Annotated in this window: 9 protein-coding genes; 4 read left to right on the top strand and 5 right to left on the bottom strand. The window is 31.5% G+C overall.

Annotated features, from left to right (window positions below):
• The 3 genes from ACTPNM_RS11695 (at position 1) to ACTPNM_RS11685 (ending at position 3,901) form a co-directional block, all read left to right on the top strand.
• Entirely contained in the window at positions 1–945 is a 945-nt protein-coding gene (locus tag ACTPNM_RS11695) for a lysostaphin resistance A-like protein (RefSeq protein ID WP_440121953.1), read from the top strand.
• Between the two features lie 25 nt (positions 946–970).
• Positions 971–2,026: an AMP-binding protein gene (locus ACTPNM_RS11690; RefSeq protein WP_440121952.1), complete on the top strand. Its 1,056-nt coding sequence runs from the start codon at positions 971–973 to the stop codon at positions 2,024–2,026.
• Between the two features lie 99 nt (positions 2,027–2,125).
• Positions 2,126–3,901 carry a YfbK domain-containing protein gene (locus ACTPNM_RS11685; protein WP_440121951.1) on the top strand — a complete coding sequence of 592 codons (1,776 nt, stop codon included), beginning with the start codon at positions 2,126–2,128 and terminating at the stop codon, positions 3,899–3,901.
• Positions 3,902–3,936: 35 nt separating this feature from the next.
• On the opposite strand, the gene ACTPNM_RS11680 is transcribed toward ACTPNM_RS11685, so the two are convergent.
• From ACTPNM_RS11680 to ACTPNM_RS11660, 5 genes are all read right to left on the bottom strand, one after another.
• The gene (locus tag ACTPNM_RS11680) at positions 3,937–4,539 is read right to left on the bottom strand and encodes a hypothetical protein (protein ID WP_440121950.1); all 603 of its coding nucleotides are present in this window, start codon (positions 4,537–4,539) and stop codon (positions 3,937–3,939) included.
• 90 nt (positions 4,540–4,629) lie between these two features.
• Positions 4,630–5,352 carry a YebC/PmpR family DNA-binding transcriptional regulator gene (locus ACTPNM_RS11675; protein ID WP_099216239.1) on the bottom strand — a complete coding sequence of 241 codons (723 nt, stop codon included), beginning with the start codon at positions 5,350–5,352 and terminating at the stop codon, positions 4,630–4,632.
• A gap of 57 nt (positions 5,353–5,409) precedes the next feature.
• Entirely contained in the window at positions 5,410–7,401 is a 1,992-nt protein-coding gene (locus ACTPNM_RS11670; RefSeq protein WP_440121949.1) for a DUF3352 domain-containing protein, read from the bottom strand.
• 15 nt (positions 7,402–7,416) lie between these two features.
• The gene (locus ACTPNM_RS11665; RefSeq protein WP_440121948.1) at positions 7,417–9,060 is read right to left on the bottom strand and encodes an acyl-CoA carboxylase subunit beta; all 1,644 of its coding nucleotides are present in this window, start codon (positions 9,058–9,060) and stop codon (positions 7,417–7,419) included.
• 58 nt (positions 9,061–9,118) lie between these two features.
• The gene (locus ACTPNM_RS11660; RefSeq protein ID WP_440122837.1) at positions 9,119–10,597 is read right to left on the bottom strand and encodes a helix-turn-helix domain-containing protein; all 1,479 of its coding nucleotides are present in this window, start codon (positions 10,595–10,597) and stop codon (positions 9,119–9,121) included.
• 156 nt (positions 10,598–10,753) lie between these two features.
• Between ACTPNM_RS11660 and aceB the strand changes: the two genes are divergently transcribed.
• Positions 10,754–12,349, top strand: coding sequence for a malate synthase A (gene aceB / locus ACTPNM_RS11655; RefSeq protein ID WP_440121946.1), 1,596 nt, complete (start codon positions 10,754–10,756; stop codon positions 12,347–12,349).
• Positions 12,350–12,386 lie beyond the last annotated feature (37 nt).

The following is a 12,386-nucleotide window of genomic DNA, read 5'->3' as shown; positions in this document are numbered from 1 at the left end:
ATGAATTTTATACAACAAGCATATAAAGGGCAAAATCAGTGGTATTTATACCTACTAGTTATTTTTATAGTTTTATTTGGATGGCAATTTATAGGTGTAATTCCTTTAGCTATTACGGCGGTTTTACATTCTGAAAATACTAATGAATTTTTAAGAGCTGCGGATGATAGCTTTATGAGTTTAGGAATAAATAAGAACTTGTTTTTATTTATGATGGTTGCCATGTTTGCTTTTGGATTAGCTTCATTGTTTTTAGGAGTAAAATACATTCATAAAAGGGCAATTAAAACAGTTGTAACAAGCAGATTGAGAATAGATTGGAGTCGTTTTTGGTTCGGTTTTTTTGTGTGGGGAATATTATCTGTAATAATAGTGTCTTCTGATATTCTTTTGTCTCCAGAAAATTATACTTGGAACTTTAAACCTCTTCCTTTTTTTACTTTAGTAGCAATATCTTTTTTGTTTTTACCGATTCAAACAAGTTTTGAAGAATTACTTTTTAGAGGGTATTTTATGCAAGGATTAGGAACTTGGTTTAAAAACAAGTGGGTTCCATTAATAGTGACCTCAGTAGCTTTTGGATTACTACATGGAGCAAATCCAGAAGTAGAGAAGCTAGGATATATTTCAATGGTATTTTATATAGGAACAGGTTTTTTCTTCGGAATTACAACCTTAATGGATGAAGGAACAGAGTTAGCATTAGGTTTACATGCTATTAACAATATTGTAGCAGCATTCTTAGTAACAACTGATTGGACTGTTTTTCAAACAGATGCTTTATTTGTAGATACTTCAGACCCTTCAGTTGGTATAGAAATGTTTTTACCTGTATTTATTTTGTACCCTTTAATGCTACTTTTATTTTCAAAAAAATATGGTTGGAAAAACTGGAAAGAAAAACTGTTTGGAAATATAGAAAAACCAGAAATAATTAACCAATAACTATAAAAACAGTGTTCTGAACGTAGTGAAGAATCTAAATTTTCATAAAAGTTTTCAGTTAAATGGAATATCTTTTTCATCGGAAGATGAATTATTAACTTTTTCGAAGACTATAAACGATTCCATATATCAATTTTTATCAGATTGGTTTAATACTAATGATTTTGTAATTGTGCAAACTTCAGGCTCCACAGGAAAGCCTAAGCCAATATCGTTAAAAAAAGAGTTTATGATAAACTCAGCAAAAGCTACAGGAGCTTTTTTTAACTTAGAAGAAAATACTACAGCTTTACTGTGTTTGTCAACTGATTATATTGCAGGAAAAATGATGCTAGTGCGTGCACTGACCTTAGGGTGGAGCATTGATGTAGTCGCTCCAACTTCTAAAGTTGAAATTGTAAAAAATTATGATTTTTCCGCGATGGTACCTTTACAGTTAAGAAGTTCTTTGGAGAACATTCATATAATAAAGAAACTTATTGTTGGTGGAGGAGTCGTAGCAAATGATTTAATTAAAATTATCGAAGATAAATCGACTGAAATTTTTGCTACATATGGAATGACAGAAACAATTACGCATATTGCTGTTAAAAAGCTAAACAATGTCATTTCGAACGATAGCGAGAAATCCCACTACAAGGTACTTCCTAATGTACAATTATCTCAAGACAATCGAAACTGTTTAGTTATTGATGCGTTTAAAGTTTCTGAAGAAAAAGTTGTAACAAATGATGTAGTTCGCCTGATTTCAAAAACAGAATTTGAATGGTTAGGGCGTTATGACAACGTAATTAATTCTGGAGGAGTTAAACTACATCCAGAGAAAATAGAAGAGAAGCTATCCAAAGTTATTCCGAATCGTTTTTTTGTTACTGGTATTCCTGATCAAAAATTAGGAGAGAGATTAATTTTAGTAATAGAAGGAGAGAAAGATAGTGTCATTTTGAACAAAGTGAGAAATCTATTGGGGCTTACCAAGTATGAAATTCCGAAAGGAATTTATTTTGTGGATAAATTCATAGAAACTGAAACAAAAAAAATCCAACGTAAAAAAACACTTGCTAAAATTTTACCTCACTAAAAAGTATCTTTTACTTTTCTAATTAACCTGTTCCCTCATTTATGTTTTTATTGAAGTATAGCGTTAAGTAGTTTTATATAAACTTTAAAACGAAAAGCTATGTTTAAAAAACTATTTTATGCAATGTTATTATTGAGTTCAATAACACTTGTAGCGCAACAAAGAACAATAACAGGTGTAGTATCAGATGAATCTGGTCCATTACCTGGAGTTACTATTGTGGTAAAAGGAACTACCAATGGTACGGAAACTGATTTTGATGGAAGATATTCTATCTCTGTTAATAAAGGAGACGTACTAGTGTTTTCTTTTGTAGGTATGAAAACTCTAGAAGAAAAGGTAAAAGACAGTTATGTGATTAATATTTTAATGGAGGCTGACAGCGTTTTAGAAGAAGTTGTAGTAACAGCCTACGGTATTTCAAAAAGGAGAAAATCATCGGTCTCAAAAGGTATCAGAATCAGAGGGCTTAGTCAAATTGAAAATAGAGACTCTTATGCGGGAAGAAGTGAGAATATTTTTAAAAGCCCAATTCATTCACCTTTATCTACTTTTTCTATTGATGTTGATAAAGCTTCTTACAGTAACATAAGAAGAATGATAAATAACGGTCAAAAAGTACCAAAAGAAGCAGTTAAGGTTGAAGAAATGATAAATTATTTTGACTATAAGTATCCACAACCTACAGGGAAACATCCTTTTTCAATAACAACAGAAGTTGTTTCTACTCCATGGAATAAAGATACCCAGTTAGTAAGAATAGGATTAAAAGGAAAAGAGTATAAGCAAGAGAAGTTACCAGCATCAAACTTAACTTTTTTAATAGACGTTTCAGGGTCTATGTCAGAACAAAATAAGCTACCGTTATTAAAGTCAGCTTTTAAATTATTGGTAAATCAGTTAAGAGAAAAAGATAGAGTGGCTATAGTTGTATATGCAGGGGCGGCAGGAGTAGTTTTAAAACCTACATCAGGAAATGAAAAAGGGAAAATACTCGAGGCTTTAGATCAATTAGAAGCTGGAGGTTCAACAGCAGGAGGAGAAGGAATAGAGTTAGCTTATAAACTTGCAAATGAAAATTATATAAAAGATGGAAATAATCGAGTTATTTTAGCTACAGATGGTGATTTTAACGTAGGAGCTTCAAGCAATGTAGCAATGGAAGAGTTGATAGAAGAAAAACGTAAATCAGGTGTTTTTTTATCTGTGTTGGGGTTTGGTTATGGAAATTACCAAGATGATAAATTGGAAGTTTTAGCAGATAAAGGAAATGGAAACCATGCATATATAGACACGATGCAAGAAGCACAGAAAGTTTTTGGTAAAGAGTTTGGAGGAACTTTATATACAATAGCAAAGGATGTGAAAATTCAAGTAGAATTCAACCCAAAGAAAGTACAAGCGTATCGTTTAATAGGGTATGAAAATAGATTATTAAATGATGAAGACTTTGTTGATGATACAAAAGATGCTGGTGAGTTAGGTAGTGGTCATACAGTAACAGCATTGTATGAATTAATTCCTGTAGGAGTAAAAAGTAAATTTTTGAAGAAACTACCCAAATTAAAGTATACTCAAAATAAACAATTAGGTAGTTTTAATGATGAATTATTAACCGTGAAGTTTAGATACAAATTACCAAAAGGCACCAAGAGTATAGAGTTAGTGAAAACTGTAAAAAATGAAGTATTGGTACCAACGAATGATATGAAATTTATTTCAGCAGTAGCTTTATTTGGAATGCAATTAAGTAAATCAAAATTTAAAAATAAATCAAAAATTGAAGATGTACTTAGTTTGATAGAAGGAGAAGTAGGAGAGGATAAGGATGGTTATAAAGCAGAGTTTGTTAGATTAGTGAAAACGTATAATTAAGAATAAAAAGAAACAGGGCTAAATGCCCTGTTTTTTTATCTATCAACATCTAAAAACTTTTTGTCATCAAAAGCTTTTTTATAATCAGTTAAACTCATTCCGAATCGTTCGGCGTTATAGTTTTTCTCTTTGTTTATCTTATAAAGTTTACTTTTTCTACTTATTTCCATAGAGTTGGCTACAAAGAAAATAGAATCGGCGGTAACGTTTGTTACTTTTACGGTAGAGTAGGCTTTGTCGGATGACTTGTATTCAATAATATCATTAACTTCGGGAGAATTAATATAGGTAACAACATCCTTATCGTGTTGCTGTGCAGAGTAAATTCCGAAGAGAATTATAGCTCCCATTAATAAAGAACCTATCCAATGTGTGAATGGAGTTTTTGCATTTCGTTTTACATTGTCATGAGCTAGTTTTAATTGTTCGCTCATGTTTTTACGTTCGTAAGTAGCTTTGCAATGGTTACACTCAGACACTCCCTTTTTACCTATAGGAAAAATAGGTATCCAATAAATGTAAAAGTATTTACCAAAAATACTAATAGTGTGAGTGTTTTGTTGTTCACAGTGATTACATTTTACACCACTAACTTTTTCGCTGTGTAAATGCGCTCCTTTTGTTCCGTAGAAAATCATAATAGTGAGAAGTTTGGTTTGGATAAATATATAAAAAAAATCCAACGATTATTTTCGTTGGATTTTGAAGTTTTATAAAGAAATAGAAAATTATTCTTCCATAGAGTGATAGACATTATTCACATCATCATCTTCTTCCAATCTTTCTAAAAGTTTGTTAACTTCTTCTTTTTGTTCGTCAGAAATGGCAGTAGTGGTCGTAGGTATACGTTCAAATTCAGAAGAAAGAATTTCAATATTATTTTCTTCTAAATATTTTTGAATAGCACCAAATTGTTCAAACGGAGCATACAGCATTACTGAACTATCTTCTTCGTCAGCAAAAACTTCTTCTACTTCAAAGTCAATCATTTCCATTTCAAACTCTTCTAAATCCATACCTAATGAATCTTCTTTTACTTTAAAGTTAACCACATGGTCAAACATAAAAGCAACTGATCCAGAAGTTCCTAAATTTCCGTTACACTTGTTAAAAGCAGCACGTACATTAGCTACTGTACGGTTGTTATTATCAGTAGCAGTTTCTACCAAAACAGCAATACCGTGAGGAGCATATCCTTCAAATAATACTTCTTTATAGTTTTCAGTACTTTTATCAGAAGCTTTTTTAATAGCGCGCTCAACATTGTCTTTAGGCATGTTAGCAGCCTTCGCATTTTGAATTACAACACGTAAACGAGAGTTGGTTTCGGGGTTTGGACCACCTTCTTTAACTGCCATAACGATATCTTTACCAATACGAGTAAAGGTTTTAGCCATAGCTGACCAACGTTTCATCTTTCTTGCTTTCCTAAATTCGAATGCTCTTCCCATGTGTATTCTGTTTTAATTTTGCTTGGCAAATGTAACTAATGCTATAAAATATTGCAATTAAAAATGTTTTTTGAAAATTACATCACCTGTTTGTTCATCATAAGCTTTCCAAGTTCCACTTTGCTTATCATTTTTATAATGTCCTTTGACTTTTATATTTCCGTTTTCATAGTAAGATTTATAAGAGCCATCTTTTAAACCATCATCTAAGTCCACCTCAAACTTTAGTTTTCCATTTTTATAATACTCCTTGTACGATTTAGCGCTTAAATCTGAAGGATGTATTGGAGGTAGTTTGAAAAATGATGTAGAATTTTGAGTATCTGTTGAGTCTTTATAAGTAGCTAACTCTAGCAGTAACTTTTCTCTTAACTCTTTATCTTTTTTAATACTTGTTTCAATGTTTTTTGGATCTTCAAAAACGAAAGAAATATTAGTTTCAAAAAGTTCATCAGAAGCAATTAGTTGCATTCCAATTTGAGAAAAACAAGTTATGTATGGTTTATTCTTTTGGAGTTCACGTCGAGTTTTGCTGTCAACTAAACTTAAAAGATCTTTGTATGAGTTAGGTGTGTTTACATAAGCAAATACACTAGATTTCTTTTCAAAGTGATAATTAAAATCGTCAAACTTTTCAGAACTTTCAAGTGTGTATCCTATTAAGTGATTATTAATGATTTCTTTAATAGTATTTGGGCTAGTACTAAAAACAATAAAATCATCAATAATTGTAAAATAAGGTTTCTCCATCTTAGAAAACATGTTTCCAGCTAACATTTTAAAGAATCCTTTTAAATCAAAAAAGTTAATAGGATAACCTCTATAATTTATTTGCTTGTATTTTAAAGGGGTGTTTTCTTTAATTTTAGAAAGAATAAGCTGAAGATTTTCTTTAGCATCATCAATATCATCAGCTTTAATAATAGCGGCAATATCTTTTTTGTTTTTTGAAAGCTCAGTGTTAAAATGAATTAAAGCTATTTCACTACCAATCCAACTATAAATATTTTCAGACACACTTATATCTAATTTATCCTCAATCATAGCGAGCTGATCAGTATACATTTTAAATTCAGCTGGATTTTCTTGTTGAAGCTTTTCTAAATTGCTATTAAATGTTTTAAAGTCATCAAAAGAGAAACTAAGATATAAAGAAGTGTTTTTGGGAGCTATTTTAGCAACACTACGCTTACCAACTCCAGATTTTTGTAATACTTTTAGGTAGGTTTGCGAGTTGCTATCAACATTTGTAAAACCTGTAGCTTGAACTATAACTCCTTCTATAATTGATATATCTAAACCAGAGTAGAAGAATGCTTCTTTATTTAAGAAATTTAAATTACTTGAACTGGTAAAACAGTTGAGATAGTCTTTTAGGTATTTATGTTGTAAGTACATATTAAAAAAGCCATCAGTATCTGTTTTCTTTTTTATTTCTAAAAAGTTGAGATCACGTCCAATAACAGGATTCAAGTATTGGTCTATTGATTGCTCAACCAAAAGGTGAGTGTAGGAAGCTACGACCTGATTTTTAATAAAGGAAAGATGTAAGGTTTCTCTTGTTTGCTTATTATAGAGTTCTATAATTTCATGCTCTTTGTATACGCGTTTGGTTACTTTATAGTCTTCACCTGCTAAATTACTAATAGCCCTTTTTAAAAAGATGAGTTTAGAGAACTTTTGTAAATCAGCAATATATAATAACCCATACTTTTTTGGGCTATATACATGTACAGAAATAACTAGGTTACGTTCTCCAATAAAGTCAAAGATTTCCTTTTTTGCTTTAAAAGTTTCATCTAAACTATTTATACCTTCAGATAGTTTATTGATTTGTTGATTCTTTTGAAGATGTGTCCAAATTTGACTTGAGCTTATTTCATCCCAAGTATCAATAGGTCTTTCTGTATCAACTATAAAAACAGCATCATCAGGAACTAAGTAAATAGATTTTATATTATCATTTTCAGATAAGGTGAAAATATAAACCTGATAGATTACAAAACCAATTACAAGGGCAATAATACCCCAAAATACTTTCCTCTTCATGCTGTTTTCTATGTTTTAAACTTGTAACACTCCTAGGTTGAAAGGCTTTTCAATAGGAGCGTGGTCAGCAGCTTCTATTCCCATAGAAATCCAAGTTCTAGTATCCAGAGGATTAATCACAGCATCGGTCCAAATTCTTGCTGCAGCATAATAAGGAGATATTTGATTATCATATCTCGATTTTATCTTGTCAAATAACTCAGCCTCTTTTTCAGGAGTAATTTCTTCTCCTTTTTTCTTTAAGGCAGCTGTTTCAATTTGTAATAGTACTTTGGCAGCTGAAGCACCACTCATAACTGCTAATTCTGCACTAGGCCATGCAACAATTAAACGAGGGTCGTAGGCTTTACCACACATAGCGTAATTTCCTGCTCCGTAGGAATTACCAATAACGATGGTAAATTTTGGAACAACAGAGTTACTAACAGCATTTACCATTTTAGCTCCATCTTTAATAATTCCGCTATGCTCTGATTTACTTCCTACCATAAATCCAGTAACATCTTGCAAGAAAACTAACGGAATTTTCTTTTGGTTACAGTTGGCAATAAATCTAGTGGCCTTATCAGCAGAATCGTTGTAAATCACACCACCAAATTGCATTTCGCTAGGTTTCGTTTTAGCACCTTTTGATTTAACAATTTTACGTTGGTTGGCAACAATACCAACAGCCCATCCGTCAATACGAGCGTATCCTGTAATAATTGTTTGACCGTAACCGGCCTTGTATTCTTCAAATTCAGAATTATCTACCAAACGTTTGATGATTTCCATCATATCGTATTGCTCATTACGAGCTTTAGGTAAAATTCCGAAAATATCATCTTCATTTTCTTTTGGAGGGAAAGCTTCTTTACGGTTAAAACCAGCTTTGTCATAATCTCCAATTTTATCCATTAAGTTTTTAATAGTGTCTAAAGCATCTTTATCATCTTTTGCTTTGTAATCGGTAACCCCAGATACTTCACAATGTGTGGTTGCTCCACCCAACGTTTCATTATCAATAGTTTCACCAATAGCGGCTTTTACTAAATAACTACCTGCTAAGAAAATACTTCCAGTTTTATCTACGATTAGTGCTTCATCACTCATAATAGGTAAGTAAGCACCACCAGCAACACAGCTTCCCATAACGGCAGCAATTTGGGTAATTCCCATGCTACTCATTACAGCATTATTTCTAAAAATTCTTCCGAAGTGTTCTTTATCAGGAAAAATTTCATCTTGCATTGGTAAGTACACTCCAGCAGAATCTACCAAATAGATAATAGGTAGTTTATTTTCAATTGCTATTTCTTGTGCTCTTAAATTCTTTTTTCCTGTAATAGGGAACCAAGCACCTGCTTTTACCGTAGCATCATTAGCAACAACAATACATTGCTTACCGCTAACATATCCCATTTTTACAACTACACCTCCAGAAGGACATCCACCGTGTTCTTGATACATGTCTTCACCTGCAAATGCAGCAATTTCAATAGACTTAGATTTATCGTCTAATAAGTAATCAATACGTTCACGAGCAGTTAATTTTCCTTTCTCATGATGTTTATCAATACGTTTTTGTCCGCCACCTAATTTTACTTTGGCAAAGCGTCTGCGTAAATCTGATACTAAAAGTTTATTGTGGTCTTCGTTTTTATTGAAGTTAAGATCCATGGTAAGTTATTTGTTTGCGTGTGCTAAAATAAGAAAATCAATGTATAAAACAAGGTGTTTAAGTATATGATTGAATGATGTTTTCAACAGTGTTTTCTATTTCTTTATTTCTAGATTGTTTCATTAAAATATATGGTTCAGCTACACGTTCGTTGCAATTTTTTACAGCACAAGTTTCGCATGTTACTCCTACTGTTTTTTTAGTGAAAGTATCTTCATTAAAAAAATGAAGTTTTCTTTTTAAGTGTGGAGAAAGTAACATACCTATACTCACACTACGATTAATTTTTTCTTTAAAAGGATCTGCGGTAGCTGCAGAAAGTACTAAGTATTCTTTTTGAGAATTTTCGTACGATGATATCTGAATTCCGTAAGCAGATTTTTTTTCATCAGATACTTCTAAATCCTGAATTGTTTTAATAGCAATCCATCTTCTACAATAATGTTCGTTATTACGATTGGCATGGGGAGATTGTTGTTGAGTAATATGTAATTCTTTTGAAAGTCTATGCACTGGAGAACCTTCTTTATGTGTAAAACGTAAAAAGAATAAATTTTTAATATTAAAATGTTTTGGTAGGATGTTGGTCAAACGTTGATAGAATGTCTCATCAGAACAGTTATAGCTTCTAATAATTTTGTGTAATTGTATAGGTTGCCAGGTTTCTAAAGAAAAAAGTTGTGTTAGTTTTTGAATTAAATCATCTTTCGGAATAATTAAAGCACCAGCAAAGTAAGAAGCAATAAAGTTATTTAATACTTCATCAAAACTCTCAAATTTAATCCAAGGAAAGGTATATAGTCTATTTTCTATCTGTAAATAATTGTAGGCTATTTCTTTAGCAAAAATGAACGTTTTTTGTGCTTCGTTTATGTCGTTATATATAAGGAGTGTTTTATTCTTTGGAATATAGATGTTTCTGAGTTCAGATAGTTTTTGATGTTTAGATAGTTCTTCACTATCAATAGTATAACCATATTCTTCAATTAAAATTTCTTCTAAGTCTTTTGAAGTAATAGGTTTATTTGGGTTTATTTGATATGCTTTAATAAAGTCAGTAACCTTCGTTTCAATATCCTCAAAATAGTTATTGTGTGCCTCTTGGTACGAACGTAATGCAGCGAGAAAAAAACTCTCTCTTGTTAAATTGTAGTTTTGAGAAATCTTAATAATTGTACTTATAAATGCATTAACCTTGGCAGGAGCATTGGCAATGATGTCAATTAAATTATTTTCTTTAATACCAAATAGGTCAAGAGGAATCTCTTTTAAAATTTTGGATTGTAAAATTTCACCAATTGGCGCTAAGTTTTTATCTAACTTTAGGGAAACTAAATGGTCATAAGGCACTTCTAGCTTCTCAGAAAGAATAACAATTTTATCAGTTTTTGGGTACTTTTTTCCTTTCTCAATTTCGTTTAAATACGATTTTGATAATCCTGTTAGTTTAGCTAATCCAAAGAGTGATAGGTTTTTATCTGTGCGTATTTGCTTAAGCTTTAATCCGAAAACTAATCTGATATATTCTTCTTCCAAGGTGTTTTTATTAAAAGATTCGTAATTCAAAGGTATAAAAATTAGCGAATTAATAAAAATTAGTAAATTATTTATTTTTAGCGAACGTTCGCTTTTTTGTTTAGGTTCTTTTTTTTAATATTGAACTGTCAATCAATAAGAAAAAAATAAATAGATATGAATCAAGATGTTTTAGCAAAAGAAATTCAATGTGTAGGTTTTGATCAAACCGAGTATAAAAGTATTCTAACTGACGAAGCCAAAGCGTTTTTAATTCAACTTCAAGAAAAGTTTAATTCTCAAAGACTTCAATTATTAGCTGAAAGAGAAATAGAACAAGCTTATTTTGATGCAGGAAATAATCCAACATTTCCTTTAGAAACGAAAGAAATTAGAGAAAGCGATTGGGTATGTGCTCCATTACCTGAAGATTTGTTAGATAGGAGAGTAGAAATTACAGGACCAGTAGAGCGTAAGATGATTATCAATGCTTTAAATTCTGGAGCAAAAACATTTATGGCAGATTTTGAAGATAGTAATTCACCTACAATTCAAAATATTTTAGATGGTCAGGTGAACTTACTAGATGCGGTAAATAAAACAATTTCATTTTACAACGCTACAAAAGATAAAAGCTATGAGTTGAAAGACAAAGTAGCTACTTTATTAGTAAGACCAAGAGGATTGCACTTAAACGAAAAACATTTGTTGATTGATGGAGTAGAAATGTCAGGTTCTTTGGTTGATTTTGGTTTGTACTTTTTCCATAATATCAAAACCTTGCAAGAGAAGGGGAGTGCAACTTATTTTTATTTACCTAAACTAGAGCATTACAAAGAAGCACGTTGGTGGAATGATGTTTTTGTCTTTGCACAAGAATATTTAGGAGTGCCACAAAAAACAATTAAAGCAACAGTGTTAATTGAAACAATTACAGCAAGTTTTCAGTTAGATGAAATTATTTATGAGTTAAAAGATCATATGGCTGGATTAAACTGTGGTCGTTGGGATTATATTTTCTCATACATTAAAAAGTTTAGAAATCACACTGGTTTTATTGTGCCAAACCGTTCACAAGTAACCATGAGCAGTCCGTTTATGAGAGCATATTCATTACGAGTTATTCAATCATGTCATAAACGAGGTGTACATGCAATGGGGGGAATGGCTGCGCAAATTCCAGTAAAGAATAACGAAGCGTTAAATAAAGAAGCTTTTGCAAAGGTGAAGAATGATAAGGAGCAAGAAGTTAAGAATGGTCATGATGGAACTTGGGTTGCTCATCCTGGTTTAGTAGCAGTTGCAATGGATGTTTTTAATAAAACAATGCCTAATGCAAATCAAATAGATAAAAAGCTAGAAGATTTAACTATTACTGAAGAAGATTTAGTGGCTTTACCAGAAGGTACAATTACCGAGAATGGTATACGAGAAAACATTAACGTTGGAATTCTGTATATAGAATCTTGGTTAATGGGGCAAGGAGCAGCTGCTTTGTATAACTTGATGGAAGATGCAGCAACAGCTGAAATATCTCGAACACAAGTATGGCAATGGTTGCATAAAAGCGTAATGCTTGAAGATGGTAGAACATTTACAGAAGGAATGTATGAGCAATTTAAAAAAGAAGAATTAAAAAAAATAAAAAGTTATGTAGGTGAAGACAGATACAACAACGGGAAATTTGAATTAGCTATTCAATTATTTGACGAGTTAATTTTAAACAAAGAATTTGTTGAATTCTTAACCTTACCAGCATATAAATACTTGTAGTATAAACTATTTATAGAACAAGTTCTTGTGTAAACAA

It is taken from the genome of Tenacibaculum sp. Ill, assembly GCF_051938915.1.
Lineage (GTDB): Bacteria > Bacteroidota > Bacteroidia > Flavobacteriales > Flavobacteriaceae > Polaribacter > Polaribacter larymnensis.
The sequence above is the reverse complement of the archived record's forward strand: the minus strand, read 5'-3'. Positions and strand labels throughout refer to the sequence as shown.

Excerpts from the sequence above, each read along its gene's own strand:
- ACTPNM_RS11675 (WP_099216239.1), bottom strand. The coding sequence starts at position 5,352 with ATGGGAAGAGCATTCGAATTTAGGAAAGCAAGAAAGATGAAACGTTGG.
- ACTPNM_RS11680 (WP_440121950.1), bottom strand. The coding sequence starts at position 4,539 with ATGATTTTCTACGGAACAAAAGGAGCGCATTTACACAGCGAAAAAGTT.
- ACTPNM_RS11685 (WP_440121951.1), top strand. The coding sequence starts at position 2,126 with ATGTTTAAAAAACTATTTTATGCAATGTTATTATTGAGTTCAATAACA.
- ACTPNM_RS11665 (WP_440121948.1), bottom strand. The coding sequence starts at position 9,060 with ATGGATCTTAACTTCAATAAAAACGAAGACCACAATAAACTTTTAGTA.
- ACTPNM_RS11695 (WP_440121953.1), top strand. The coding sequence starts at position 1 with ATGAATTTTATACAACAAGCATATAAAGGGCAAAATCAGTGGTATTTA.
- ACTPNM_RS11670 (WP_440121949.1), bottom strand. The coding sequence starts at position 7,401 with ATGAAGAGGAAAGTATTTTGGGGTATTATTGCCCTTGTAATTGGTTTT.
- aceB (WP_440121946.1), top strand. The coding sequence starts at position 10,754 with ATGAATCAAGATGTTTTAGCAAAAGAAATTCAATGTGTAGGTTTTGAT.